The following is a 26,831-nucleotide window of genomic DNA, read 5'->3' as shown; positions in this document are numbered from 1 at the left end:
CCTAGCGGATGGCGTTGGCCTTGGCGATCAGGCGCGCGGTGGCTTTCTGCAGCAGCGCGCGGTTGCGGGCCAGCTTCATCCAGTGCGGCAGGCGCGAGAACATCGAGCCATTGGTGACACCGGCGCGCTCGCGCAGCATGGCACCGGCATAGTCGTGCAACGCCTGCAGATGCGCCTAGTTGTAGGCCCAGAGCAGCCCGGCGCGGGTGCGCTCGACCAGCAGCAGCGGCATGCCGAAGTACGGGTCATTCGATTCGGCATCGCGCACCGGCTGCACGCTCACACTGACATCGCTGCTGCGCCCGCATTGGGCGCAGGCAACCGGAAGCGCCTCCAGGGGCGGGGAGGCCACCGCGCGATGCGCCTGCGCGTGCAGCCATTGGTGCCCGCAGTAGCCGCAGGGCCGCCGCCCGCTGTAGCGCACCGGCCCCACCCACGTCCCGGCGCCACAGCAGCCGCAGCCGCAGGCGTTTCCTTCTTCGAGCACCAGACTGCAGGACAGGCAGCGGAAGCCGGCCGTCCTGGATCCCCTGACCACCCAGCCGGGCGCGGCACACCGGTGGCAGCGCACGGCGATGCGGTCGGCGTAGCGCCACAAGCCATGCCCGTCGTCCAGGTGGCGCCCCGCCACTGGCCCGGGGCGCAGGCTGCGGTTGCGCGCCACCGCCATCAGACGAAGATGCGGGTTGGCGCTTCGTCGATGATCGCGTGCGGGACGAAGCGGGCGCTGTCGCGGGTGATGCGGCTGTTGTCTTCGCGGATGCCCATGCCACAGGCCTGGTCGCCCACGATCCAGCTGCCAACCAGCGGATAGCCACCCTCGAACGCAGTGAGCGGATGGGCGGCCTGGCGGATCGCCGGGCCGGTGTACGGGCCTTCGCTTTCCTGCCAGCTGCCATCGGCCAGGTGCATGGCCACGTTGGCGCCTTCGCGCGAGAACAGCGGCTTGCGCACCCAGCCGGCCGGCAGTGCGCTGCCGTCGTCGAAGTCGGCGGCCAGCAGGTTGGGGTGGCCGCGATGGCGCTCCCACAGCAACGGCAGCACGCCCTTGTTGCTGAGGATCGCCTTCCACGCCGGTTCCAGCAGCTGCACGCCCGAGCCGGGCAGCGCCTGGCCGAACGATTCGGTCATCAGGTCTTCCAGCGGGTACAGCTTGAACAGGCTGCCGATCACCGTGTCGTCCAGCGCGGTGAAGCGGCCGTCCTCGGACAGGCCGATGTCCTCGATCGCGATGGACTCGCCACGCAGCCCGGCCTGGGCCGCACAGTCGCGCAGGTAGGCCACCGTGCCCTGGTCTTCGACCGAGGCACCCACGGCACTGAAGTACAGCGGCGGCGGCAGCTGCGCCGACAGCGCGGCGAAGCGCTCGACCAGCGCCTCGTGGATGGCGTTGAACTGATCGGCGTGCGGCGGCAGACGGTTCTGGTTGCGCTGGTCTTCCAGCCATTGCCACTGGAAGAACGACGCCTCGAACAGCGAGGTCGGGGTGTCGTAATTGAGCTCGTAGAGCTTGGCCGGACCGGTGCCGTCGTACGCGAAGTCGAGCCGACCGTACAGGTGCGGCTCGCGCCGACGCCAGCTGTCGGCGATCCAGTCGCGGAACGCCGGCGGGATCGCCAGCTGTTCCATCAACTGCTGGCTGCCCACCACGTCCTCGACCAGGTCCATCGCCATCGCATGCAGCTCGGCGCTGGGGTCTTCGATGTCCTGCTCGATCTGGCGCAGGGTGAAGGCGTAGTACGCGTTCTCATCCCAGTACGGCAGGCCATCGATGGTGTGGAAGGCGAACCCCGACTCCTCGGCCCGGGCGCGCCATTGGCTGCGCTCGGCAATACGGACGCGCTGCATCGATCAGCCGCCGACGCTGCTGCGGTTGCTGCTGGTGCTGCCGAAGCCGCCACGGCTGGCGGTCACCGCGCGGTTCGGGGTGGCGCTGACCGGGGCCAGGCCCGCCTTGCCGGCACCGATGCCGCTGGCGGTATTCAGCCCGCCGCTGCCGCCCGGGGCCGGACGCGCCCAGCCCTTGGCCTTGTCCTGGTAGGCCGGGGCCGCCGAGGGCTGCTGCGCCAGACCGGCGCCGCGGTTGCTGAGCATCTGCGACATGAAGAAGCCCATCATCATCGGGCCGATGAACGAGTGGCCGGTCGAGGTCTTCTGTTCCACGCACTGCTCGGCGTTGTAGTCGGCCTCGCAGGCCTCGCGCGAGGCGTACTTCGGCGCGGCGTCGGCCGACTGCTTCTGTGCCTCGGCAAAAGCCGCGCGGCAGCTGGACGGGTCGCCGGTGGCGTCGGTGCAGGCCTGCACCGAGGTGTACAACCCTTCCTGCACCTGGACGGCCTCGTCCTTCTGGCAGGCGGTGAACAGCAGCGGCGCGGCGCTCATCAGCAGCAGCGCGGTGGTCCTGGAACGTTTCATGGCGTCATGCCCCCTCGTGCGGTTATCCGCTCCATGATGCCTCATCGCCGCGAACAACCGAAATCGGCAAAGCCGAAAAGATGAACGGCATTTCAGGATGCAGCCTATCGGAGCGGTCGCCTGCCGGGGGCAGGTGGTTGCAAACGCAACCGCAATTTTTGGGCAGAATCGAGGCGAAACGCGCCCCCACCGCCCGCCAGATCCTGCCAGCCCCCATGCCTGAATACCGCTCCCGCACGTCCACCGCCGGCCGCAACATGGCCGGGGCCCGCGCCCTGTGGCGCGCCACCGGCATGACCGATGGCGACTTCCACAAGCCGATCATCGCCATCGCCAACTCGTTCACCCAGTTCGTGCCCGGGCACGTCCACCTGAAGGATCTCGGCCAGCTGGTGGCGCGCGAGATCGAGCAGGTAGGCGGCGTGGCCAAGGAGTTCAATACGATCGCGGTGGACGATGGCATCGCGATGGGCCACGACGGCATGCTGTACTCGCTGCCCAGCCGCGAGATCATCGCCGACTCGGTGGAGTACATGGTCAACGCGCACTGCGCCGATGCGCTGGTGTGCATCTCCAACTGCGACAAGATCACCCCCGGCATGCTGATGGCCGCGCTGCGCCTGGACATCCCGGTGGTGTTCGTCTCCGGCGGGCCGATGGAAGCCGGCAAGACGCGGCTGTCCGAGCACAAGCTGGACCTGGTGGATGCGATGGTGATCGCAGCCGATGAAAGCGCCAGCGACGAGAAGGTGGCCGAGTACGAGCGCAGCGCCTGCCCCACCTGCGGCTCGTGCTCGGGCATGTTCACCGCCAACTCGATGAACTGCCTGACCGAAGCGCTGGGCCTGTCGCTGCCGGGCAACGGCTCGACCCTGGCCACGCATGCCGACCGCGAGCAGCTGTTCCGCCGCGCCGGGCGCCTGATCGTGGAACTGTGCCACCGCTGGTACGGCGGCGAGGATGCGCGCGCGCTGCCGCGCGGCATCGCCACGCGTGCCGCGTTCGAGAACGCGATGACGCTGGACATCGCGATGGGCGGCTCGACCAACACCATCCTGCATCTGCTGGCCGCAGCGCAGGAGGCGGAGGTGGACTTCGATCTGCATGCCATCGATGCGCTGTCGCGGCGCGTGCCGCAGCTGTGCAAGGTCGCGCCGAACACGCCGAAGTACCACATGGAAGACGTGCATCGCGCCGGCGGCGTGTACGGCATCCTCGGCGAACTCGCCCGCGGCGGACTGCTGCATACCGACGTACCCACCGTACACAGCCGCACGCTGGCCGAGGCGATCGCACGCTGGGATGTCGCCGTGAGCGACGATGCGACGGTCCACGACTTCTTCCGCGCCGGTCCCGCCGGCATCCCGACCCAGGTCGCCTTCAGCCAGGCCACGCGCTGGCCGACACTGGACGTGGACCGTGCCGAAGGCTGCATCCGCGATGTCGCCAATGCCTACTCCGCCGAAGGCGGGCTGGCGGTGCTGCGCGGCAACCTGGCCGTGGATGGCTGCGTGGTGAAGACCGCCGGCGTGGATGAATCCATCCACGTGTTCGAAGGCACCGCGCGCGTGTTCGAAAGCCAGGACGACGCCGTGCGCGGCATCCTCGCCGATGAAGTGATGGCCGGCGACGTGGTGGTGATCCGCTACGAAGGCCCACGCGGTGGCCCGGGCATGCAGGAGATGCTGTACCCGACCAGCTACCTGAAATCCAAGGGGCTGGGCAAGCAGTGCGCCCTGCTCACCGACGGCCGCTTCTCCGGCGGCACCTCGGGCCTGTCCATCGGGCATGCCTCACCGGAAGCAGCCTCGGGCGGCACCATCGGCCTGGTCCGCGACGGCGACCGCATCCGCATCGACATCCCCGCACGGCGCATCGATCTGCGGGTGGATGACGCCACGCTGGCGGCACGCCGCGCCGAACAGGACGCGCTGGGCTGGAAACCGCGCGAGGCGCGCCCGCGCAAGGTCACCGGCGCGCTGAAGGCGTATGCGCTGCTGGCCACCAGTGCCGACAAGGGCGCGGTGCGGGATCTGGCGAAGCTGGAGGACTGAGCCCGGCTGCGTCGAGAAGGTCCGCCCGGCCCTGACCCCCGCCCGCCCGCGCGACGCTCGCCGCCTTGCCTGCGCCGCCGGACCGGTGCGCGAGAAGCGCCGCGTGTTACCCGATCACCCGCTTGAACGGCGGCAGCGCGTCGATGATGCGCTTGCCGTATCGACGGGTCAGCAGCCGCGAGTCGAGGATGATCACGCGGCCGGTGTCGGTCGAGGTACGGATCAGGCGGCCGGCGAACTGGGTCAACGTGCGCAGCGCGTGGGGGATGGCGATCAGGTTGAAGGCATTCAGGCCGCGGCTTTCGAACCACTCGCCGAGCGTGGAGGTCTGCGGGTCGGTCGGCACCGCGAACGGTACCTGGGTGATCACCACGGTGGTGCACGCCTCGCCGGGCAGATCCAGGCCTTCGCCGAACGAGTTCAGGCCGAACAGCACCGAACCCTCGCCCGCCGCCGTGCGCCGCAGGTGCTCATCGATCATCTTCTGCTTGGCGCTTTCGCCCTGCACCAGCACCCGCTTGCGCTCGGCGGCCGGCATCAGCTCGGCGACCTTCTCCATCTTCCAGCGCGAGGTGAACAGCACGATGCTGCCCTTGCCCCAATCCAGTTCGCTGACCAGGTATTTGGCCACCTCTTTGGGGTGGCGCTCGCGGTCGTCGGGCGTCACCGGGAATGCCGGCACGATCAGCTCGGCCTGGTTGGGCAGGTCGAATGGCGAGGCCAGCGACACCATCTCCGCCTCGGCGGGGATGCCGTTGTCGATCGCCAGCGCCTGGAAGTCGCCACCGCCGGTGAGGGTAGCGGAGGTCATCACCACCGAATCCACCTCGTCCCACAGCAGCTTGCGCAGTACGTTGGCCGCCGACACCGGCGAGCCGTGCAGGATCAGGTCGCCGTCGCGCGACAGCGTGACCCAGCGTGCGGTCGGTGGCTGGCCGTCCTTGTCCTCGCGGCGCCAGGCCGCCCACAGGTTGTGCTGCTGCTCGATCATTTCCAACGCCATGCCCAGCGTGCGCTGCAGGCGCTCGCGCGCGGCATCCTCTGGCTTGCCCTTGGCCACCTGCGCATGCGCGGCATGGGCCCAGTTGAACAGCGCGCGGGTGTCGTCGGCGAGCGCCTCGATGTCGGCCATCCAGATGTCCGGCAGGCGTCCGTTCGGGGCACGCCACATCGGCTCCTGCGCCGACGGATCAGGTTGCCAGCTGCGTCCGACCACATCGCGGAAGGCCTTGAGCTGCTTGCTGACGCGCGCCGCCACCTCGATCGCTTCGTTGGGCAGCAGATTGCCCAGCTTGTCCTTGTCCACGGCGCGGTAGGCCGCCGCGATCACGATCTGCAGCCGGCCGGTGCGCTTGGCCATCTCGTCCATCGCCAGGCTGGCCGCGCCCTGATCGATGGCGACATTGCCGATGTGATGGCCTTCGTCGAGCACCAGCAGCATGTCGCCGGGCGGGGCGATCAGCGGCTGGCCGTTGTCGCTGTCGCCGATCGACAGCGCCGACAGCAGCAGCGCGTGATTGGTGACCACGATCTGCGCCTCACGCACCGTGTTGCGCGAGCGCAGCACCGCGCACTGCGCCGAGTACGCGCACTTGCGCCCGGCACAGCCCGACGCCGGCGTGGTGATGCGCGAGCGCAGGGTGTTGCTGATCGTTTCCGGCGCGTTGTCCAGGTCACCGTTCCAGCGACCTTCGAGGAAGGCCTTGCTCAGCGACTGCGCCAGATCCATCTCGATCGGTGCCAGCGGGCGATCGAACAGCGGCTGCTCGTCCTCGAACATGCCTTCCTGCGCGCCATCGCCATGCGCCTCAGCGGCGTTGCGCGTGCACAGGTAGCGGGTGCGTCCCTTGGCCAGCGCCACGGTGGCTTCAATGCCGGTGGCCTTGAGGAAATTGGGAATGTCGCGCTCGAACAGCTGCGACTGCAGCGCCACGGTGCCGGTGCTGATCACCAGCTTCTTCTTCGTGGCCAGTGCGATCGGCACGCCGGCGGTCAGGTAGCCCAGCGACTTGCCCACGCCGGTGGGCGCTTCGACCACGCCAACGCCGCCGCTGTGCGACAGCGCACGCGAGACCACGCCGATCATCTGGCTCTGCGAACGCCGGGTGCTGAAGCCGGGGGTATTGGCCTGCAGCTTGGCGTAGGCATCGCGGATGACGGTTTTGAGCTCGTCGTTCAGCGCGCGCGGGGCTTCAACTTTTTCGGTCACGCCGGGAGGGTCCTGCCTGAATCACGGCCGGTATTTTCTCATGCCCAGGGCATGGCCGTGGCCGGCATTGGTTCAGTTCCGCGACGCGGCGCACGCCGGCACGGCCGGCGGCGCCACGCACGCAGGGTCAGCCGGCCGTGCCGCGCTGGCGCAGGGCGCGGGTCATCGCCCAGACCACCAGCACCAGGCCGAATGCCTCGGCCAGCGACAGGCCGAAGTGGGCGACGCCCAGCCACAGGCTGAGCGACTGCAGGTTCTCGTATTGGTTCTGCTGTATCCACCACTCCGGCAGCAGCGACACCACCATGCCGAGGATGCAGGTGGCTGCCAGGATGCCCAGCCCGGACAGCGCCGCGGTGCGGACCGCGCCGCGCGGGCTGTCCACCACCCACACCAGGGCCACGCCCAGCGCGATCAGGATCGGCAGGCGTACGCCCACCAGACTCAGCATCGTCATCAACATCCCGGTATCCATGTCCGGTCAGTCCTGCCCGGCCAGCGGCGCCAGCGTGGTGCGCAGCTCGGCATACACGGCGTCGGTCTGCGGGCGCACCTCGTGCCACTGCTGGAAGCTGGCCGCGGCCTGCTCCACCAGCATGCCCAGGCCATCGACGGTGTTGCGGCACTGCGCCGCACGCGCCCAGGCCAGGAAGGCGATGGCCGCGTCGCCGTAATTGAGGTCAACCGCGGTGGTCATGCTGTTGACCAGCGACAGCGGCAGCTCGAACTTCGCCTCGCGGTCGCGGCCGGCCGAGGTGGCGTTGACGATCAGCTCGAAGTCGCCCAGGTCGCGCAGGTCGTCCCAGTAGCGGCTCAGCGCGCGCCCCGGTTCGCCGATGGCATCGACCAGCGCGTCGGCGCGCTCGGTGGTGCGGTTCACCACCACCAGCTCGCGGATGCCGGCATCGAGCAGAGCCGGCGCCACGCTGCGCGCCGAGCCGCCGGCACCGAGCAGCAGCACGCGGCGGCCGCGCAGGTCCAGCTCATGGCGTTCGGTGAGGTCGCGGACCAGGCCGATGCCGTCGGTGGTGTCGCCGTGCCAGTAATCGCCCTTGCGCAGCAGCGTGTTGACCGAGCCGGCCAGCTTGGCCCGCGAGGTGAAGGTCTGGCACAGCGCGAACGCCGCTTCCTTGAGCGGAGCGGTGATGTTGGCGCCCACACCGCCATCGGCGGCGAATGCCTCCAGCGCGGCGGTGAACCCGGCCGGCGACGCCTCGATGGCGCGGTAGTCCAGCGCGATGCCTTCCTGGCGCGCGAAGGCGGCATGGATGTGCGGCGACTGCGAATGGGCGATGGGCTGGCCGAATACGGCGTAACGGGCGGTCATGGGTGTCTTAAACTCCGGGCCTGGATTGGAACGCAAACCCCAACGGAAGCGACGATGCGCACTCCCCTGTCACTGCTCGCGCTGAGCCTGAGTTTACTCTTCGTACCGGGTGCGATGGCGCTTTCCGAGTTCGGCATCGAAGGCATGGGCGTGGTTTCGACCAAGACCAACGAGGCCCAGGCCACCGTCGCGCCGGACGGGCAGCGCATCGTATGGGCGTCGGACCGCAGCGGCGGCGCCGGGGGCTGGGACCTCTGGCAGGCCGTGCTGCGCGACGGGCGCTGGCAGGACCCCACCCCGCTGGCGCTCAACACCGGCAGCGATGAAATCGATCCCTACTTCAGCCACGACGGGCGCTGGCTGTACTTCGCCTCCAACCGGCCCGGCGGGCGCGGCGGCGTCGATCTGTACACCGTGGCGGTACAGGCCAACGGCGGTTTCGGGCCGGTGATGGCGCTGCCGGTCACGATCAACACCCGGGCCAACGAGCGTCGCCCGGCACTGCGCCCGGATGGGCAGGCCCTGTTGTTCGCGCGCGATGGCGCCGGCACCCGCGGCGGGTTCGATCTGTTCCAGGCGGCGGTGCAGGGCAACGGTTTCGCTGCGGTGACCGCGTTGCCAGCCCCGCTCAATGGCCCAGCCGACGAACTGGGTGGCGAATGGCTGGGCAACGACGGTGCGCTGGCCATCACCCGCGTGGCCGACGGCCAGTCGCAGGTGTGGCTGGTGGGCTGCGATCACCGCCAGGCCGCGGTGCCGCTGACGCTGTCGTTCAACACCGCCGAGGGCCAGACCGGCGCGCCGGTGGTGGATGCGTCCAAGCCATCCGAGCTGGTGCTGGCGGGTCAGGCGCGGGCGCCCCGGGCGGGCGGAGTGGATCTGTATCGGATCCGGACACCGTCGGTAGCCGGGTGCCGGTGAGGGGCGGAGCAGCCGACCTGCGGCCGGCCCACGCTGCCGCTAGGGCTGCTGCAACAGGTCTGCACGCAGCCGTTCGTACTCGGCTTCACTGATCTCGCCGTTGTCCTTGCGCTGGTTCAACGCGGCCAGTCGTGCCTGCAGGGCCGGTGAAAGCTGCGCTTCGCGGGCCACGCGCGCGGCGGCCGATGGCTGCTCGGGCGCCCGTCGGGCGGCTCGACGCACGCCGCCGATCACCAGGCCGATCACCACCGCGAAGGCGAGTACGCCCGTGCCCCAGGTGATCCACTGCACCCACCCCATCGTCTGCATCATCGTCGTCCTGTTCGCGTGTCGACGCGTATTGTCAGCGTTCGCGCAGCCAACGCGCCACCTGCGGGGCGAAATAGGTCAGCACGCCATCGGCGCCGGCCCGCTTGAAGCCGATCAGCGATTCGAGCACGCAGGCGCGCTCGTCCAGCCAGCCGTTGGCGAAGGCGGCCTTCATCATCGCGTACTCGCCACTGACCTGGTAAGCGAAGGTCGGCACGCCGAACTGCTGCTTCACCCGGCGCACCAGATCCAGGTACGGCATGCCCGGCTTGACCATCACCATGTCCGCCCCCTCCTCCAGGTCCAGCGCGATCTCGCGCATCGCCTCGTCGCCGTTGGCGGGGTCCATCTGGTAGGTCTTCTTGTCGGCCTTGCCGAGGCTGGCCGAGCTGCCCACCGCATCACGGAACGGGCCATAGAACGCCGAGGCGTATTTGGCCGAGTAGGCCATGATGCGCACGTTGACATGATTGTCGGCATCCAGCGCGCGGCGGATGGCGCCGATGCGGCCGTCCATCATGTCCGACGGAGACACGATGTCCACGCCAGCGGCCGCATGCGACAGCGACTGCCTGACCAGCGCCTCGACGGTGATGTCGTTGAGCACGTAGCCGTTGCCGTCGATGATGCCGTCCTGGCCGTGGGTGGTGTACGGGTCCAGCGCGATGTCGGTCATCACGCCCAGCTCCGGGAAGCGCGATTTCAGTGCACGGATGGCGCGCTGGGCCAGGCCGTTGTCGTCCCACGCGGCGGCCGCATCCAGCGACTTGCCGGCCGGGTCGATCACCGGGAACAGATCGATCACCGGAATGCCCAGTTCCAGCGCCTCTTCGGCGACCTTGAGCAGTTCGTCGATGGACAGACGCTCCACGCCCGGCATCGAGGCCACCGGCGCGCGGCCATCCAGTTCGTGCACGAACACCGGGTAGATCAGGTCGTCGGTGGTCAGCGTGTTCTCGCGCATCAGCCGGCGCGAGAATTCGTCGTGACGCATGCGGCGGGGGCGATAGTCGGGGTGGGCCATGAAGTGCTCCGGGGGCGGGATGCGGGGTTACTGCAGCAGGTACTGCCGCGGTTGCAGCGGCTCGGGCAGCGGCTGCACCCCGAGGCTGTCGAGCAGGTCGATTTCAATGGTGCGCACCAGCGCATCCAGTGGCAGGTCGTTGGGCTCCAGCCCGAACGGCTCTTCCATCTCCTCGCCGAGCTGATCCAGACCGAAGAAGGCATAGGCCAGCACCGCCGACACCACCGGCGTGGCCCAGCCCAGCGAACTGGCCAGGCCGAAGGGCAGCAGCACGCAGAACATCCACGCGCAGCGATGCAGCAGCAACGTGTAGGCGAATGGCAGCGGCGTGGACAGAATGCGCTCGCAACCGGCCTGGACGCTCGACATCGCGTGCAGGCGGGTCTCGAAGCGGGCGTAGAGGATCGGGTCCAGACGGCCGGCACGCAGCGGCTCGGCCAGGTCGGCGGCGATCATCGCCAGCAGTTGATCGGGGGCGTTCAGGCGCTCGCCGAAACGCGTCTGGTCGGCCTCGGCTACCCAAGGCAGCGCGGCCAACGCGACATCGCGCCCGCGCAGTCTGGCGGCCAGGGCGTGTGCGAAACCAATGCCCAGGCGGCAGATGCGATCGCGGCGCGGCGCGTCGTCGGCCAGCAGCGCGGTGCACAGTCGCGCCAGGCTGCGCGATTCATAGACCAGCTGGCCCCACAGCTTGCGCCCTTCCCACCACCGCTCGAAACAGGCGTTGTTGCGGAAGCTGAGGAAGATCGACAGCACCAGGCCGAGCAGGGTGAACGGGGCCACCGAGACGCGTTCGATGCCCGGCGGATGCCACACCTCGGCCAGGGTGGCCGCGGCCACCGCCAGCAACAGGATGGTCAGCACCTTGGGCGCCACCGCCGGAACGATGGAGCCGCGCAGGATGTACAGCAGTTGCCAGCCGTGGGGACGAGGGCGAATGATCATCGGTGCAGGAAAAGCGCCCGGACGGGCGTAGCGCCGCCGGCAGCAGCCAGGGCGGCAGCGGGCATTCTACGCCGATGCGCGCCGGGGCCCATGACGGTGCGACCGTCTGTCGCACCGCCGCAGGCGACGCGGACCCGGCTCAGACGATGCCGCCGCCCAGCCCCAGCCGCAGGATCGCCACCACCACCACGATGCCGTTCAGGACCAGCCCGGCCCAGGCCCGGCCGCGCTTGCTTGGATGCGTGAACAGGATGCCGATGGCGGCGATGATCGCCCCCACCGCGGCGAAGGGAATCAGGAACCAGTTGCCCCAGCCCAACAGCGGAATCAGCGCCAGGATCATCCACAGCAGCGCCAGGATGCCCCACAACAGACTGATCAATCCCATGCCGCGATTCCTTGTGATGGTTGCCTGGCCCACCATAGCCTAAAGCCCGGCCTGCGCGCGCGTGGGCCGCGCCGATCAGGGAACCGTTGCGACGGCGTCACCCCGACGGTGCTAGCGTGCGGGTCACGAGGTTGGCACCGATTCAGTTGCCAGCCCGGATGATCGCGCCACAGGCCGACCGGCCCATACCATCAGGGGTGATGCCATGAACATCCGATCCATCGCACTGCTGGGCCTGCTGCTGTCCGTGGCCGGCTGCGCCAGTACGTCCAAGGTGATGCTGGGCCAGGCGCGCGCGCCGGTCGACCCGGCCACCGTGCAGATCTATTCGACGCCACCGGCCGGGTCGGTCGAGATCGCCCAGCTGGAGTCGTCCAGCGCGGTCGGTTTCGGTACGCAGGGCCAGACCGACGCGGCCGTGATGCGACTCAAGCGCGAAGCGGCCGCGCTCGGCGCCAACGGCGTGATCCTGATGGGCGTGGGCTCCAGCGGCTCGCCGGTAGGCATGTCCGTGGGTGCGGGCAGCTACGGCTCGCACGTGGGCGGCGGCGTGGGTATCGGCATTCCGACCACGCAGAAGCGCGCGGCCGGCGTGGCCATCTGGGTACCCAATCCGCCGCCGGCGGCCCGCCTGCCGGCGCAGACGATCACACCGCAGAAGTGATGCGCCCCCGGGGATGCCGGCCAGCGGCCGGCCTCGCCCGCAGGGTCATTGGCGGTGCTTGGGCACGAACACCTCATTGACCGCGTCGGTGAGCTGGTCCGGCGGCAGCAGGCCCTGGTCGAGCAGGAAGTTGTTGAACGCCAGCCGGTCGAAGCGGTTGCCCAGCGCCAGCTCGGTCTGCATGCGCAGCTCCAGGATCCGTGTGTAACCGTAGAAATAGCTGCCGGCCTGGCCGGGCGCGCGCACGGTATAGCGGTCCAGTTCCTGGGTGGCCATCGCCTTGGACAGCCCCACCTCGTCGATCAACACGCGTTCGGCGTTGGCGCGATCGGTGAGCCCCAGGTTGAGCATCGGATCGAGCATCGCGCGTGCGGCGCGCAGCAGGCGGAACTGCAGGGCGATCAGCTGCCCGTCCAGCGGTTCATACGGCACCATCTCCGCTTCGGCATACAGCGCCCAGCCTTCGACGTTGACCGAGTTGAACGCGAACATGGTGCGCGCCAGCGAAATGCCGCGCTCGACCATCGCGGTGAACTGCAGTTCGTGGCCCGGGCGGCCTTCATGCGCGCTCAGCGTCCATGCGGCCGAGCCGAAGTTGAAGTCGTCGTACTGCGCCGCCTTGTCGCCGGCGGCGGGATTGCCCAGCGGCAGCACGAAGGTGCCCTGCTGACCGGTGTTGCCGACCAGCGGTGCGGGCAGGAAGTGCGGCGCCGGCGAAGCGGCGCTCTCGGCCGCCGACCCCAGCCGCATCTGCATCGGCCGCTGCGGCACATCGACAATCTTCTCGCGGCGGATGATCGGGTCGATGGCATCGATCACGCCACGGTAATGGTGCTCCAGCTGGTCATCGGCGATCTTGTCGCCCTTCAGCGCGCGCACCACCGCGACCGGGTCGGTCGGGTCGGTCACCTTCAGGCCCTTGGCCTGCACCACCAGCGGCGCCAGCTGGCGCATCGCCGAACGGGTTTCCATGAACTCCAGCTGCGCGCGCTGCACCAGCAGCGCCGGCGCGATGTCGATGCCCACGCGCTTGAGCTGGAAGGCGTACAACGGCGCCGGCAGGCGGGTATCCGTGCGGGCCTTGGGCAGCACCTCGCTGCGGGTCCAGTCGCGGTACTCGCGCAGCTGCGTGGCGATGGTCTTCAACGCCTCATCGGCACCCGCCACGTTGTACTTGCCGAACAGCTGCTCGATGCCGCTGATGTAGGTGTCCACGTTGGCCAGCGACTGCTCGACCTCGATCTTCGTCGGCTGCAGCAGGGACGTGTCGGCCAGGCGCTCTTCATAGCGCTGCCGCGACAGCGTGGTGACCGGCTGGCTGCCCGGCACCAGGCCGGCGTAGCGCTTCAGGCGGTCCAGCGCCTTGGCGCGGCGCTCGGCGGGAACCTGATCGGACAGCAGCAGGTTGAGGCCGCTGAACACCGTCTGCGGCGTGTCCGTCCACGGCAGCAGATATTTCTCGTTGAGTTCGCTGCCTTCGATGTTCTGGGTGGCCGCGGCGATCATGATCGCCAGGTCCTGGCGCACGTTGGGATCGCGTTCGGTGGCCAGCTTGCCCTGCAGCTCGGCGCGCGCCTTGGCCATTGCCGCGCGGTAGCGCGCGCCGTTGTCCGGACCGAAGTCGGCCACCTTGTCGTCGTACCCCGGCACGCCGAAGAAGCCGGTCTCCTCGGGCTGGAACGGGCCCTGGGCATCGAGCAGGATCTGCGCGAGCGTGTTGCTGCGGACCACCCAAGCCGGGCTGGCGGGTGCCTTGCCGGCGGCCGGCGCGGCGGCCAGCGCCGGCGGCGCGGCCAAGGCGGCGGGAACGGAGAGGGCCAGCGCAACGGCAAGGACGAGCGGCTTCATGCGGGAACTCCAGCGAAGAGATGCCTGCGACCCTACGCACTCAGGGCACGGGCGGCAATCGGCCGGAGGTCATGCGCCGCTCAGGCCTCCAGCGCCTGCCGCGGGACCGAGGGCGGATGCGCCGGCGCGGGCGGGCAGTCGCCCTGCGCCCGGCAGTCGGCCAACTCGCAGCGGGTCACCGCCTCGGCGTCATCCAGCGCCGTCAGGTCGATGGTGTGGGTGTCGCCGGTCAGCACGTACATCACCGGGTAGTCCCACTGCGCCTGCTGGCGGCGCCCGGCCAGGAACAGGTCGCCGTGCGCCTGGGGGCCGCGCACCTTCAGCACCAGGTCGGCCCGGCCGCTGCCGTCGCTGCCCTGCTGCAGCGTGCCCACCGGCAGGTAGCCGTCGTCGATCGGCTCCCCCAGCACCTGCACCAGCTCGATGCTGCACCGCGCGCGGCGCATCGCCTCCACGTACGGCTCGCTGCCCCGGCTCCACTGCGACCAGCGGTCCAGTGCGAACCCGATCGCCAGCACGGCACCCAGCGCCACCAGCAGAACCAGCGCGGGCATGGCCCAGCGCCAGTGGCGCGCCCACCAGCTGCGTCGTGCGATGGCGGGGGGAATCGGGGGCGACGGTGTCATCGGCGTACTCCTTGTCGAGCCGGTGGCGGGGCAACGCGATCAGGGCGCCAGGCAGCGCCCCAGGAAATCCTCGGCCAGGCGGTAGCGGTGCAGCGCGTTGCTGCCCGACAACCCATGCTTGGCGCCCGGATAGGTCATCAGCTCGAACGGCTGGCCCCGCTTCTGCAGCGCGCTCATCAGCACCGTGGCGTTGGTGAACAGCACGTTGTCGTCGGCCATGCCGTGGATCAACAGCAGGCGCGAGCGCAGGCCGTCGATGTGCGACAGCACGCGGGCCTCCTCGTAACCCTTGGCGTTGTTGCCGGGCAGGTTCATGTAACGCTCGGTGTAGTGGGTGTCGTACAGGCCCCAGTCGGTGACCGGTGCGCCCGCCACGCCGCAGGCGTACGTGTCGGATGCCTTGGCCAGCAGCATCAGAGTCATGTAGCCGCCGTTGGACCAGCCCTGCACACCGATGCGCGCCGGGTCCACCCAGGGCTGCTGCTTCAGCCAGGCCACGCCGCGCAGCTGATCGTCCACTTCCACCGTACCCTGCACGCCGTACAGCGCGCCGCCGAAATCACGGCCGCGGCGCGGGGTGCCGCGGTTGTCCAGCGAGAACACCACATAGCCCTGCTGGGCCAGGTACTGGTTGAACAGGTGGTCGCCGCGCCCGGGCCAGCTGTCGGTGACGGTCTGGCTGGCCGGTCCACCGTACACGTACACCACCACCGGGTAGCGCTTGGCGGGGTCGAAGCCGGTCGGCTTGATCAGGCTGTAGTGCAGCGCGGTGCGGTTGTCGGCGGCGATGAGCGTGCCGAACTCGACCGGGCGCTGTGCATCCAGATAGCGCGCGTAGGGATGGGCCGGATCGGACAGGTCGTTCTCGACCAGGGTGGCGATTTTCTCGCCGTTGGCGCGGAACAGCGCGATCTGCGGCGGTGTGGTGGTGCTGGACCAGCTGTCCACGTAGACGCTGGCGTTGCGCGCGAAACTGGCGCTGTGCATGCCGGGAGCCTGCGACAGGCGCTGCAGTGCACCGCCCTGCAGCGGCACGGCATAGATCTGGCTCTCGCGGGCGGAGTCGATGCCGGCACGGAAATAGACTTTGCCGGCCTCCTCGTCCACGGCCAGCAGTTCATCGACCGGCCACGGGCCGCTGGTCAGCGCGGTGACCGTCCTGCCATCCTCGGACACGCGATACAGGTGTTCAAACCCACTGCGTTCGGAGGACCACAGGAACCCGCCCTGCTTGAGGAAGCGCAGGTCATTGTGCAGCGGTACCCAGGTGCGCGAGGTTTCGGTGACCAGCGTGTGCTGGCGGCCGGAGGCCAGGTCGGCCTGGATCAGCTCCAGGGTCTTCTGGTCGCGCGACTGGCGCTGGAAGGTGAGACGCTGCGGATCGCGCCAGTCCACGCGGGCCAGGTAGATGTCCGGGTTGCGCCCCAGGTCGATCCAGCGCGGCGCGGCACCGGCCTGCGGTGCGATCACGGCCAGCGTCACGGTGACATTGTGGTCGCCGGCGGCCGGGTAGCGCTGCTCGATCATCTCGGTACGGTCGGCATACATCTCGTAGCGCTTCTGCACCGGCACCGGGCTTTCGTCGATGCGTGCGAAGGCGATCGCCGAATCGTCCGGCGCCCACCAGTAACCGGTGTGGCGATCCATCTCTTCATCGGCGACGAACTCGGCCACGCCATTGCCGATGGTGTCGCTGCCATCGCGGGTGAGCTGGATCTGCCGGCCGCTGGCCAGGTCGATCACCCACAGATTGCGCGCGCGCACGAAGCTGACGAAACCGCCCTTGGGTGAGAGCTTGGCGTCGGTGGCGAAGCCCTCGCCGTGGGTGAGCTGGCGCACGGCGGCCTGGCCCTGCTTGCCCAGGTCGTACAGGTAGAGTTCGCCGCCGAGTGGGAACAGCAGCGTGCGCGCGTCCGGCGACCACTGGTAATCGACAATGCCGGTCATCGCGGCGATGCGCTGACGCTCGCGGCGGGCCTTCTCGGCGTCGCTCAGGGTCTCGGCACCGGGCAGCACCACCTTGGAATCCACCAGCAGGCGGGTCTGTCCGCTGGCGATGTCGTAGGCCCACAGGTCCAGCTGATTGCGGTCGGCCTCCTTGCCGCGCAGGAAGCTGACGCGCGACCCGTCCGGGGCCACTTTGGGCTTCATCAGGGTCGGGCCGGACAGCGGCAGCGGACCGGTGATGGCCTCCAGCGTGAGTTTTTCGGCGTGAGCGAGCGAGGTCGTGGCGAGCATCAGGGCGAGCGAAGCAAACAGGTGGCGCATGGAGGGTTCCGGCAGCGTCTGGGCGACTCCCCACCGCGCGCACGCGGCAGGGAGCGCCTCATCCTAACCAAGCCGGCGCGGGAAGGCAGCATGACCTTGGACCCGCGCGCGCCGCGACCCGGCCTCAACGCGGGCCGAACAGGTGCCTGCGTTCTTCCTCGCCCAGCGGTTTGCCGGCATCGGGATTGACCTGCGCACGCAGCGCGAAGGCACGCCGGGTGGCCGGACGCGCGGCGATGGCGTCGTGCCAGCGCTTCAGGTGGGGGAAGGCGGCGAAGTCCACCGGCAGCGTGTCGTAGGCGCCGATCCAGGGGTAGCTGGCCATGTCGGCGATGCTGTAGCTGTCCCCGCCCAGGTAGGCGCTGGCCGCCAGGCGCTTGTCCATCACCCCATGCAGGCGGCGCACCTCGTTGTTGTAGCGTTCGATCGCGTAGGGAATGCGCTCGGGGGCGTACACATTGAAATGCCCCATCTGCCCGCTCATCGGCCCCAGCCCGGCCATCTGCCAGAACAGCCATTCCAGTACCGCCACGCGGCCCCGGCTGTCGGCCGGCAAAAAGCGGCCGGTCTTCTCGGCCAGGTACAGCAGGATGGCACCGGACTCGAACACGCTCTGCGGCGCACCGCCGTCCGTCGGCTCGTGGTCGACCAGGGCCGGCATCTTGTTGTTCGGTGAAATGGTCAGGAAATCGGGTTTGAACTGGTCGCCGGCGCCGATGTTGACGGGTTTGATCTGGTACGGCAGGCCGGTTTCTTCCAGCATCAGCGTGACTTTGTGGCCATTGGGGGTGGGCCAGTAGTACAGGTCGATCATGTCGTGGGCTCGGCGAAGGCGAAGGCCGAGTGTAGTGCGTGAGTTGGGTTGGCAGGGTCAATCCGGCCCGGTACGCTGCCGCCTCTCCCGCAACGCAGCATTCCAGCATGTCTCCCTCCCCGCCCCGCCGCCTCAGCCCCATGTCGTCCCTGATCTTCGCCTCGCGCTGGCTGCAGCTGCCGCTTTACCTGGGGCTGATCCTGGCCCAGTGCGTCTACGTATTCCTGTTCGGGAAGGAACTGTGGCACCTCATCCACGACGCCAACAGCCTGGGCGAGCAGCAGATCATGCTGATCGTGCTCGGTCTGATCGACGTGGTGATGATCTCCAACCTGCTGGTGATGGTGATCGTGGGTGGCTACGAGACCTTCGTGTCACGCCTGGGCCTGGAAGGCCATCCCGACCAGCCGGAGTGGCTGAGCCATGTCAACGCCAGCGTGCTCAAGGTCAAGCTGGCGCTGTCGATCATCGGCATTTCCTCGATCCACCTGCTCAAGACCTTCATTGCCGCCGGTGCCCTGGACGGTCTGCCGCTGTGCCCGCCGGAACTGATGAACGTGGCCGCTTCCAACATCGGTGCCAGCAAGTGCAGCTCGATGACCAGCGCCGGCGTGCTCTGGCAGACCATCATCCACTGCGTGTTCATCCTCTCGGCGATCGGCATCGCCTGGACCGACAAGCTGATGTCCGGTTCGTCGTCCAAGGCCCACGCGCACTGACGTTGCGCCCCCCGGCCGGCATCGGCGACGATGCCGGCTGGTCCCACCGGCCTGGCCCCTGCGCCGCCCCGGTGATGCTAGATTGCACACCTGCAGCAGCGCCGTGGACGCCGGGAAACGTCCAGGGGCGTCGGCCGGCCTGACCGCTTCAGGTCTTACGTACCGTCGTATTCAAGGGGAAGTTGGATGTCGCACGTCACCACGTTTGCCAAAACGCGCCTGCTCGCGCCGGTCACCCTGCTGCTGGCGCTGGCCGCCTGCTCCGGCAAGGACGAACCGAAACCCGCCGATGCACCGGCCACGCCCGCCGCCACCGGCACCGCAGCGGCACCGGCCGCGCCGGCCGTGTCGGCCAAGGTGCAGTCGCTGGGCACCGAAGAGCTGCGCGAACTGGCCAGCAAGGCGCTGCGCGAGAACCGCATGTATGCCCCGGCGGGCGACAACGCGATGGAGTACTACCTGGCGCTGCGCGACAAGACCCCGGACGATGCATCGGTGAAGAGCGCGCTGACCGACCTGCTGCCGTACACGCTGATCGCGGCCGAACAGAACCTCACCCGCGAAGACTTCAACGAAGCCCAGCGCCTGGTCGCGCTGATCGAGAAGGTCGACGCCACCGCACCGGCGCTGCCGCGTCTGAAGCAGGGCATCACCGGCGGCATGCAGACTGCGCTCAAGCGGACCCAGGAAGAGACCGACAAGGTCAAGAAGGACGCCGAAACCCGCGCCAAGCAGTTGGTGGAGCAGCAGCGCCAGGCCCAGCAGCAGGCCAGCGAAGCCGAAGCAGCACGCCAGATCGCCGCCCAGCAGGAAGCTGCCCGTCGCGATACCGACCGCCAGGACGCCGAACGCCAGGCCACCGCACGGCGCGAGGCCGAACAGCGCCAGCAGCAGGCCGCCGCCCAGCAGGCCGCCGCCGCACGTGCCACCCCGGCCGCTGCGCCGAGCCTGCGTCCGGTCAGCACCCCGGCACCGCGCTACCCGGCCGACGCACTGCGCTCGGGCACCTCGGGCGAAGTCCTGGTGGAAATCACCGTCGGTACCGACGGCTCGGTGACCAACGCCCGCGTGCTCCGTGCCAACCCGGCGCGCGTGTTCGATCGCGAGGCACTCAACGCCGTGAAGCGCTGGAAGTTTGAACCCGTCGGCGCCCCGGTCACCACCCGCCGCACCCTGGCATTCGCCCCGGAAGGCGGTTGATCGGCACGCAGCACCCCTGAAGAAGCCCGGCACCCGCCGGGCTTCTTCGTTCCAGCGCCTGCCGCATGCCCTGCGCCGATCGGCGCGAGCCGCCTTGCCTTCACCGCCACAGCATCCGCTCCCGATGCCGCTGCAGCGCCCGTGCGTAGATGGCCGGATCGCTGGCGAACTCTGCCATGAAGCGTGGTTCCGGCAGTGCATAGGGATCATCCGGTGCAATGGCGCACTCGGCCTCCAGCTCAGGCGGAAACACCGGCGCACGGCAGGTCTTGAAGGTGAGCCAGCGGCTGAGCGTCAACGCGCCGTAGATGGGAAACATCAGCGTATAGCGCAGCGGAAACAGCGTGGTGCCCATCATCAGGCACACCAGCATCCAGCAGTTGCGCAGCGTGCCCTTTGGCGAGAGGGTGATCACGCGGTCCAGTGGGTCGTCGAAACAGTGTTCCGGGCCGTCCTTCATGTAGCGGCAGATCAGCGCCCACTGCTCGCGGATATCGTCGTCATGGTTCCAGAAGTGGCCAATGGTGAAGGTCTGCTGCACCTGGCGGTGACGGTCGAGCAGATGGCAGCGCAGGTCGCGCAGGCTGGGGTCCTGCCCACCACGACCGATGTGGAAGAACGCATACGGCGATCCCCAAGGCATGACGACCACGCCACCTGGACCGTTGTGGCGGAAGAAATAGATCTTGCGGGTGATGCGGTTGAAGCGAACCGGGTAGTGGGTGTACTGAAAGAGGTCTTTTCGGAGGTGGACATGCCAGAAGTAGAACGGAAAGCCAAGCGCCGGCACGGATAACACAGCGATTCCAATCAGAGAACTGATGACGTCATCTTCCATACCCAATGATGTGATGGCGACCTGCACCAGCACAGCAATCATGAAGATGGATCCGGCAGCAGACATAGCCGTGGCTGCCATCCCCTTGATCTTGAAAGTTCGATCGACAAACTCAAGGTACGTTGAGTTCAGCCTCGTCATTCCAACCGCGTCGTCAGGACAGAATTCGCCATGATCGAATTGATGAAGTTCAAACGCCAACTCGATCTGCTCAAGTGTCCTGGCGTAGCTGAAGACGGGATACCAGCCCGTCAGCACGTCAATGCACCATCGTCTGGCGTGAGGGAACTGAACACATTCAACGCCACAACATGCGCTCCCGATGCCGCTGCAGCGCCCGTGCGTAGATGGCCGGATCGCTGGCAAACTCGGCCATGAAGCGCGGTTCCGGCAATGCATAGGGATCACCCGGCGCAATGGCGCACTCGGCCTCCAGCTCTGGCGGAAACACAGGTGCGCGGCAGGTCTTGAAGGTGAGCCAACGGCTGAGCGTCAACGCGCCGTAGATGGGAAACATCAGCGTATAGCGCAGCGGAAACAGCGTGGTGCCCATCATCAGGCACACCAGCATCCAGCAGTTACGCAGCGTGCCCCTCGGCGACAAGGTGATCACCCGGTCCAGCGGATCGTCGAAACAGTGTTCCGGTCCGTCCTTCATGTAGCGGCAGATCAGCGCCCATTGCTCGCGGATGTCGTCGTCATGGTTCCAGAAGTGCCCAATGGTGAAGGTCTGCTGCACCTGGCGGTGGCGGTCGAGCAGATGGCAGCGGAGATCGCGCAGATTGGGGTCCTGTCTGCCTCGGCCGATGTGGAAGAACGCATGCGGCGATCCCCAAGGCATGACGACCACGCCACCGGGACCGTTGTGGCGGAAGAAGTAGACCTTGCGGGTGACGCGGTTGAAGCGAACCGGGTAGTGGGTGTACTGGAAGAGATCCCTCTTCAAGTGCAGTGTCCAGAAGATGGCCATAGCACCGAGCACAACCGCTGCAACGATGGCTACGGGGATAGCTTCTGCAATCAATCCACCCGGCATCTTGTGGGCCTTGACTAGAAGAGCCGACAACCCGAAGAGTAGCAACGACGAGATGACTATCGCTGACAGAGTAGCCACCATCCCCTTGGATTTGAACGTCCTGTCGACAAACTCCATGAACGTTGAGTTGAATCGAACCAGGCCCAAGGCGTCGTCCGGTGAAAGATTGCGCGTATCGTTCTGGGGTAGCTCCCGTGCCAGTTCATCCGGACTCAATGCGCGGTGATACTTGAAAGTGGGATTCCAGCCAGTCAACACGTCAATGGACCATCGTCTGGCGTGAGGGAACTGAACACATTCAACGCCACAACATGCGCTCCCGATGCCGCTGCAGCGCCCGTGCGTAGATGGCCGGATCGCTGGCAAACTCGGCCATGAAGCGCGGTTCCGGCAATGCATAGGGATCACCCGGTGCAATGGCGCACTCGGCCTCCAGCTCAGGCGGAAACACCGGCGCACGGCAGGTCTTGAAGGTGAGCCAGCGGCTGAGCGTCAACGCGCCGTAGATGGGAAACATCAGCGTATAGCGCAGCGGAAACAGCGTGGTGCCCATCATCAGGCACACCAGCATCCAGCAGTTGCGCAGCGTGCCCTTTGGCGAGAGGGTGATCACGCGGTCCAGTGGGTCGTCGAAACAGTGTTCCGGGCCGTCCTTCATGTAGCGGCAGATCAGCGCCCACTGCTCGCGGATATCGTCGTCATGGTTCCAGAAGTGGCCAATGGTGAAGGTCTGCTGCACCTGGCGGTGACGGTCGAGCAGATGGCAGCGCAGATCCCGCAGGCTGGGGTCCTGGCCGCCACGACCGATGTGGAAGAACGCATACGGCGAGCCCCAGGGTACGACGACCACGCCACCGGGACCGTTGTGGCAGAAGAAATAGATCTTGCGGGTGATGCGGTTGAAGCGGACCGGGTAGTGGGTGTACTGGAAGAGGTCCTTTCTCAGGTGCAATGTCCAGAACAGCCACCACCCACCCATGCCAGCAGCGAAAGGGAACAGCAACGAGAGAAGGCTCTCCGTCATCTCTTCATGCATGGTGACCACAAGGTCGGCAACGGCCACCAAACCCACGAAAATACCCAGCGACACGACCAGCTGAATAAGCGTCGGGGCCATTCCTTTTATTTTGAACGTGCGATCAACAAATTCGATGAATACGGAGTTGAATTTGACCAAGCCGAAAGCATCGTCAGGTGTGGCTCGCTCCATTCCTGAAGGATTGAGCTCCGCCAGAGCTTCATCGTTGGAGATGCTCCGACCGCATTTGAACGGAGGCTGCCATCCACTAAGCACCTTGATCTCCCCTCAATGCTCCAAGCGCGGCATTCTGCGATTCCAGATCAGCAAATCGCCCTGACTCGTTACCTCCGAAATGCATGGTCTTATCCAACCAGCGCTGTACTCCGTCAGGTTTGAACCACGCAACCACCACGGTGGTGATGGCAACCACAATCAGCAGAATGATTGCGACCGGTACTCCATAACCGGACATCATCAGTGCAGAAGTCAACGCGCCCAAGAATCCTAACCCCATCATGCTGATTCCATACGCCCTATTGAGTTCCGCGTCCCTGTAGCCATCTGCGAACGTGAGTGCACCCAACACCACACCCGCCACCCCACTCAACCAACGCCCGCTGGCCTTCACCACTGCCGCCTTCGTGTCGGCCCTGAACATCCACCGGCCCATTGGCTCGGCCAGCTTCTGCGAGAACCACGGCAGCTTGGTGCCGACCTCGCCCATGACCATCGCTGCATCACCCAGCAGCGCCGCCACACCCGCGCTGAAGTTGGCCGCGAGCAGCCCGCGCGTGCCGGCCGAGGCGGTGGCCAACTGTTTGTGGAGCTGCCCCAGGCTGGCCGACGCCAGCACCAGGCCGGCCATGCCGTAACCGAGCGAGGTGCTGCCCAGGTTGGACAGGCTGGCGCGCATCGCGTCGTGCAGGTCCAGCACGGTCAGGGTGCGCATCAGCTCGGCTTGGCGCCCCGGGCCGGTGATGACGGCCTTGGCGTTGAGCGCCTTGAACAGCGTCAGCTGATCGGCGTCCACCAGCGCGACCATGCCAAACCGGAACCTGCCATCGCGGATATCGACGTCGGTGGTCTCAATCACTTCGGCCGCTGCCGCCGCGGCCTGCTGCGCACTGTTCAGACCGGCGCGCGCCGCCAGTTGCATCGCCAGCGCCTTGCGGGCCCGTTTGGGCGTGGTGTGCCCGACCAGATCGACCAGCTCGGTCCCGGGCGAAGCCGCCTGTGCCAGCGCCGTGAGCAGCCCCACCTGCCAGCGGGCGGGTAGCTTGCCGACATCATGGGCGATCATGCTGCCGATCTCGTTGCCGATGATGCGCGATATCGGGCCGGAGATCTGCTCCACCAGCCGGGCCATGCCTTGGAACATGCCGCCGAGCTTGGCGGCCGTTTCGGCGTCCAGCAGGCTCTTGAGGGCGTTGGACACTCCATTGGCGGCCACCAGCCAGTCGCGCGCGCCCGGTGCGGTGGAGGTACTGGCCAAGGTGTCCTTCCACACCGCGATCAAGGTGTCCTGATTCCACATCTGGGCGCGCAGCACGATCGCGTCGGGGTCGAGCGGATCGCCGTGGGTGAGGCAGTCCAGCACGTACCGGAAGACCTTGCCGCGCGCAGTCGCATCCCGCAGCAGCGTGGTCACCACTTCCTGGTAGAGGACGCCACTGGTGGTGTTGGCGCTGTCGAAATGGCCCGTCATATGGAGTCTGAAGGGCGTGGCGGACAGCCAGGCGATGTAGGCGTCATCGAGTGCCGCGATGTTCTGTTCGTAGAACCTCTGCTGCTCCACGGCGTAGGTCTGCGTGAGCCACCGCGCGTGTCCGTCGTCGTCGCGAAGGTGCCTGCCGTACTTCTTCCACGATGCCTGGCCAAGCGCGACAACCTCCGCCTCGTCCTGGACCGCGAACACGTCGTCGGTCCAGGCAGGCAGGGGTCGGGCCAGCTGATCCGACGCGGTGCTGCCGCCCAGTACGGTTACCACGCCCCTGCCCAGCCGCGCGTTGCGACCGCGCCGGTGCGCTTCATCTTCGAGCGCGCCCTGGCGGATCGCCGCCTGCAGCGCGGAGATCGCGGCGGCCGACTGGCGCTTTTCCTGCCGCTCGGGCTCGTTCTCCCATTCCAGTATCCGGGCGATGGCGAGCTGATTGAGGTCGGCGATGATGCCGACCGGGTCGTCCAGCGCCACCAGCGCGGGGGCCACGGCCAGCGGATGCCCGGGGGTCACCTGGCGCGCCGCCAGACGAGCCTGCGCGCTCAGCAGATCGATCTGCGCGCGCCCGTAGTGAATGGGCTCGCACAGGCTGTGCTCAAATGCCTGGACGCCGGGCAGCACGGTGACGGTCGGCAGGTTGGTCAGGTCCGGCGTGTGCGGGACCGGCCGGTCGGCCACCGCGGCGTGGAACTCGGCCACCTGGTCCAGTGTCTGGTACAGGGCAGCCACGTGCGGCTGGGCCGCGGTCGACGCCGCCCACTGGCCGACATCGATACGTCGCATGGTGCGGGCCCGATAGGTCGCATCCCGGTGCCGCCGCCACACCCGTGGCGTCCACGGTGCGGTGCTGAACGCCAGCCACAGCGCGGCGCCGAAGGCGGCATCCGGGACAACGATGCACTTGGCGAACAACGTGCTGCCATGCCGCGAGCAGCGCGCCGGGGCGTCATCGCTCTGCGGCGGCGGGTGAGCGTCGCGGATGTCGAACGCGGACAGGTCACCGTGCTCGTTGACCTGCCACGCCAGCCATTCGTCGCGTGCTTCGTTGTAGGCATAGACGTAGCCGCTGCGCAGCAGACGCAGCGTGTAGTGCGCGTCACCGGCCGGCAACGCGATCTCCTGCACACCGGCCCCGAACGGCGCCACCAGGGCTGGTGCGGGCCGGCGGACCTCCTGATCGGCGCGTGCCACCGCGTAGCGCGCCAGCAGGATGGGAAAGCCGAAAGTGATGCAGTTCGGGCAGTAGGCGGGGTCGTTCACCGGGTCTGTCATGCGGCCGTCCCGAGGGTGGCGCGACGTTCGTACTGGCACGCCATGACATAGGACATGCCCCGCCCCCGGACGTGGGCCAGACGCCTGCTCACCTCCGGACGCTGCTGGAAGCCGCTGCCGTGGCGCAGACGCTGGCAGGCATACCGCCGCAGGTCGGCCGGGTCGCCCAGGCCCGCCGCGCGCGCCTCCTGGATGCCATCCAGGAGCGCACGCAGCGCGCCCTCCCCCGCGCCTTCGCCAGCGTCGGCCAGATCACGCAGGCAGCGGTTGAGCACGCCCACCTCGGCCAGATCCTGCCACTGGCCCGGTTGCAGCAGCACGCGTGGCGTGGGCGGCACCGCCGGTCGCGCATGTGCGCGCCAAGTGACGCTCACCGGCTCGTGCCAGAGCCACGTTGCCACCGGCCCCATGACGCAGGCCATCTGTGCCGGCGTCAGCAACCAGCGCAGGTGGCGGAACACGCCGGGATCGTGCAGGCGCAGCCATCCCGGCCCGACGCCGGGTTGCACGAGCCGCATCACGCGCTGCAGGTGACTACGCACGGCGGGAGCGTCGTCGCAGGTCAGCAGCGCGCAGAACAGCGGGCGGCCGTACTCGCGCAGATGCGCGTCAGCCTGATCGAGCAGTTGCAGCCGACGGTCCCGCGCGAGCGCCTCCAGCGTGACCAGCAGCGGCGGATGGCGCACACGACCTGCCAGCCGTTCCGGCTGAAGTACGTGGGTGGGAAGGTCGGCGAACTCGGACGGTGCGACGTGGCGTGGATCGATCAGCGCGTGGGTCTGCGCGAGGAACACGCGGTGCCACAGCGCGATGGGAGCTGCGGCGGGAGAATCCAGGTCCATGAAAGAGCGATGTCGATGGCGTCCTCCAAGGCTAGGAACGGCACGTCCGGGAGAATAGAGCCAGAACCGACATCCGCTCGAGGACGTCACACTTCAATCATTGCGATATTGAGACAAGTGCGCGACTCAAATCGACGCCGCCTATTGCAAGCGTAACCGGACCACCGCTGTGGGCCGACCGGCACGTACAGAACATGATTGCGGGCGGTGGGGGGGGGGGGGGGGCCCCGCCCCCCCCCCCCCCCCCCCCCCCCCCCCCCCCCCCCCCCCCCCCCCGCCGGGGGGGGCCCCCCCCCCCCCACCGCCGGGGGGGGGGGTTTAAAAGCGGGGGAAACCCAAACCAAACCCCCCCCCCCCCCACCCCGGGCACGGGG

Annotated in this window: 25 protein-coding genes; 5 read left to right on the top strand and 20 right to left on the bottom strand. The window is 67.9% G+C overall.

Annotated elements, in window-relative coordinates; all coding sequences use genetic code 11:
• Position 1: 1 nt before the first annotated feature.
• The 4 genes from ACPEH8_RS10395 to ACPEH8_RS10380 are packed head-to-tail and all read right to left on the bottom strand — an operon-like array spanning position 2 to position 2,415.
• The gene (locus tag ACPEH8_RS10395) at positions 2–160 is read right to left on the bottom strand and encodes a hypothetical protein (protein WP_423666688.1); all 159 of its coding nucleotides are present in this window, start codon (positions 158–160) and stop codon (positions 2–4) included.
• Positions 161–175: 15 nt separating this feature from the next.
• Positions 176–670, bottom strand: a complete 495-nt coding sequence (locus ACPEH8_RS10390) for a hypothetical protein (protein ID WP_423666686.1) — start codon at positions 668–670, stop codon at positions 176–178.
• Complete coding sequence (locus ACPEH8_RS10385) at positions 670–1,848, bottom strand: glutathionylspermidine synthase family protein (RefSeq protein WP_423666684.1); 1,179 nt, start codon at positions 1,846–1,848, stop codon at positions 670–672. The genes ACPEH8_RS10390 and ACPEH8_RS10385 overlap by 1 nt, the downstream gene beginning before the upstream one ends.
• A gap of 3 nt (positions 1,849–1,851) precedes the next feature.
• Positions 1,852–2,415 carry a DUF1190 domain-containing protein gene (locus ACPEH8_RS10380; protein ID WP_017354369.1) on the bottom strand — a complete coding sequence of 188 codons (564 nt, stop codon included), beginning with the start codon at positions 2,413–2,415 and terminating at the stop codon, positions 1,852–1,854.
• A 215-nt stretch (positions 2,416–2,630) separates the two neighbouring features.
• Here ACPEH8_RS10380 and ilvD point away from each other — a divergent pair, with 215 nt between their 5' ends.
• Positions 2,631–4,469: a dihydroxy-acid dehydratase gene (gene ilvD / locus ACPEH8_RS10375; protein ID WP_153165082.1), complete on the top strand. Its 1,839-nt coding sequence runs from the start codon at positions 2,631–2,633 to the stop codon at positions 4,467–4,469.
• Between the two features lie 106 nt (positions 4,470–4,575).
• On the opposite strand, the gene dinG is transcribed toward ilvD, so the two are convergent.
• The 3 genes from dinG to aroE all read right to left on the bottom strand — a co-directional run bounded on the left by dinG (position 4,576) and on the right by aroE (position 8,005).
• Positions 4,576–6,678, bottom strand: coding sequence for an ATP-dependent DNA helicase DinG (gene dinG / locus ACPEH8_RS10370; protein ID WP_017354367.1), 2,103 nt, complete (start codon positions 6,676–6,678; stop codon positions 4,576–4,578).
• 127 nt (positions 6,679–6,805) lie between these two features.
• Complete coding sequence (locus ACPEH8_RS10365; RefSeq protein ID WP_166473555.1) at positions 6,806–7,153, bottom strand: hypothetical protein; 348 nt, start codon at positions 7,151–7,153, stop codon at positions 6,806–6,808.
• 6 nt (positions 7,154–7,159) lie between these two features.
• The gene (aroE, locus tag ACPEH8_RS10360; protein WP_166473556.1) at positions 7,160–8,005 is read right to left on the bottom strand and encodes a shikimate dehydrogenase; all 846 of its coding nucleotides are present in this window, start codon (positions 8,003–8,005) and stop codon (positions 7,160–7,162) included.
• Between the two features lie 54 nt (positions 8,006–8,059).
• On the opposite strand from aroE, the gene ACPEH8_RS10355 reads away from it, so the two are divergent.
• Complete coding sequence (locus ACPEH8_RS10355; RefSeq protein ID WP_166473557.1) at positions 8,060–8,926, top strand: PD40 domain-containing protein; 867 nt, start codon at positions 8,060–8,062, stop codon at positions 8,924–8,926.
• Between the two features lie 39 nt (positions 8,927–8,965).
• On the opposite strand, the gene ACPEH8_RS10350 is transcribed toward ACPEH8_RS10355, so the two are convergent.
• The 4 genes from ACPEH8_RS10350 to ACPEH8_RS10335 form a co-directional block, all read right to left on the bottom strand.
• On the bottom strand, positions 8,966–9,238 hold the full coding sequence (locus ACPEH8_RS10350; RefSeq protein ID WP_017354363.1) for an SHOCT domain-containing protein: 273 nt from the start codon (positions 9,236–9,238) through the stop codon (positions 8,966–8,968).
• Positions 9,239–9,269: 31 nt separating this feature from the next.
• Positions 9,270–10,259 carry a porphobilinogen synthase gene (gene hemB / locus ACPEH8_RS10345; protein WP_017354362.1) on the bottom strand — a complete coding sequence of 330 codons (990 nt, stop codon included), beginning with the start codon at positions 10,257–10,259 and terminating at the stop codon, positions 9,270–9,272.
• Between the two features lie 27 nt (positions 10,260–10,286).
• Positions 10,287–11,204: a bestrophin family protein gene (locus ACPEH8_RS10340; RefSeq protein ID WP_136006031.1), complete on the bottom strand. Its 918-nt coding sequence runs from the start codon at positions 11,202–11,204 to the stop codon at positions 10,287–10,289.
• Between the two features lie 139 nt (positions 11,205–11,343).
• Complete coding sequence (locus ACPEH8_RS10335; protein ID WP_017354360.1) at positions 11,344–11,592, bottom strand: hypothetical protein; 249 nt, start codon at positions 11,590–11,592, stop codon at positions 11,344–11,346.
• 205 nt (positions 11,593–11,797) lie between these two features.
• Between ACPEH8_RS10335 and ACPEH8_RS10330 the strand changes: the two genes are divergently transcribed.
• On the top strand, positions 11,798–12,256 hold the full coding sequence (locus ACPEH8_RS10330; RefSeq protein WP_017354359.1) for a hypothetical protein: 459 nt from the start codon (positions 11,798–11,800) through the stop codon (positions 12,254–12,256).
• Positions 12,257–12,301: 45 nt separating this feature from the next.
• On the opposite strand, the gene ACPEH8_RS10325 is transcribed toward ACPEH8_RS10330, so the two are convergent.
• The 4 genes from ACPEH8_RS10325 to ACPEH8_RS10310 form a co-directional block, all read right to left on the bottom strand.
• A complete protein-coding gene (locus ACPEH8_RS10325; RefSeq protein WP_136006033.1) occupies positions 12,302–14,104 on the bottom strand; it encodes a DUF885 domain-containing protein in 1,803 nt (600 codons plus the stop codon).
• An 80-nt stretch (positions 14,105–14,184) separates the two neighbouring features.
• Positions 14,185–14,730, bottom strand: a complete 546-nt coding sequence (locus tag ACPEH8_RS10320) for a cytochrome c oxidase assembly factor Coa1 family protein (protein WP_136006035.1) — start codon at positions 14,728–14,730, stop codon at positions 14,185–14,187.
• A 39-nt stretch (positions 14,731–14,769) separates the two neighbouring features.
• Positions 14,770–16,998: a S9 family peptidase gene (locus ACPEH8_RS10315; protein WP_313160183.1), complete on the bottom strand. Its 2,229-nt coding sequence runs from the start codon at positions 16,996–16,998 to the stop codon at positions 14,770–14,772.
• A 124-nt stretch (positions 16,999–17,122) separates the two neighbouring features.
• Positions 17,123–17,812: a glutathione binding-like protein gene (locus ACPEH8_RS10310; protein WP_017355903.1), complete on the bottom strand. Its 690-nt coding sequence runs from the start codon at positions 17,810–17,812 to the stop codon at positions 17,123–17,125.
• 107 nt (positions 17,813–17,919) lie between these two features.
• Here ACPEH8_RS10310 and ACPEH8_RS10305 point away from each other — a divergent pair, with 107 nt between their 5' ends.
• Both ACPEH8_RS10305 and ACPEH8_RS10300 read left to right on the top strand, forming a co-directional pair.
• Positions 17,920–18,531 (top strand): TIGR00645 family protein, encoded by a 612-nt coding sequence (locus tag ACPEH8_RS10305; protein WP_017355902.1) that lies wholly within the window; start codon positions 17,920–17,922, stop codon positions 18,529–18,531.
• Between the two features lie 186 nt (positions 18,532–18,717).
• Entirely contained in the window at positions 18,718–19,731 is a 1,014-nt protein-coding gene (locus tag ACPEH8_RS10300; RefSeq protein ID WP_017355901.1) for an energy transducer TonB, read from the top strand.
• A 100-nt stretch (positions 19,732–19,831) separates the two neighbouring features.
• On the opposite strand, the gene ACPEH8_RS10295 is transcribed toward ACPEH8_RS10300, so the two are convergent.
• The 5 genes from ACPEH8_RS10295 to ACPEH8_RS10275 all read right to left on the bottom strand — a co-directional run bounded on the left by ACPEH8_RS10295 (position 19,832) and on the right by ACPEH8_RS10275 (position 26,457).
• Positions 19,832–20,827, bottom strand: coding sequence for a DUF6708 domain-containing protein (locus ACPEH8_RS10295; protein WP_423666683.1), 996 nt, complete (start codon positions 20,825–20,827; stop codon positions 19,832–19,834).
• Positions 20,828–20,867: 40 nt separating this feature from the next.
• A complete protein-coding gene (locus ACPEH8_RS10290; RefSeq protein ID WP_423666682.1) occupies positions 20,868–21,863 on the bottom strand; it encodes a DUF6708 domain-containing protein in 996 nt (331 codons plus the stop codon).
• A gap of 40 nt (positions 21,864–21,903) precedes the next feature.
• A complete protein-coding gene (locus ACPEH8_RS10285; RefSeq protein WP_423666680.1) occupies positions 21,904–22,782 on the bottom strand; it encodes a DUF6708 domain-containing protein in 879 nt (292 codons plus the stop codon).
• Between the two features lie 109 nt (positions 22,783–22,891).
• Complete coding sequence (locus ACPEH8_RS10280; RefSeq protein WP_153165090.1) at positions 22,892–25,615, bottom strand: T6SS effector BTH_I2691 family protein; 2,724 nt, start codon at positions 25,613–25,615, stop codon at positions 22,892–22,894.
• Positions 25,612–26,457: a DUF4123 domain-containing protein gene (locus ACPEH8_RS10275; RefSeq protein ID WP_153165091.1), complete on the bottom strand. Its 846-nt coding sequence runs from the start codon at positions 26,455–26,457 to the stop codon at positions 25,612–25,614. The genes ACPEH8_RS10280 and ACPEH8_RS10275 overlap by 4 nt, the downstream gene beginning before the upstream one ends.
• Positions 26,458–26,831: the final 374 nt, after the last annotated feature.

Origin of the sequence: Stenotrophomonas sp. NPDC077461 (assembly GCF_049545475.1) — a bacterium.
Taxonomy (GTDB): Bacteria; Pseudomonadota; Gammaproteobacteria; order Xanthomonadales; family Xanthomonadaceae; genus Stenotrophomonas; species Stenotrophomonas nematodicola.
Note: the sequence above shows the minus strand (reverse complement) of the source record. Positions and strands in the feature narration are given on the sequence as shown.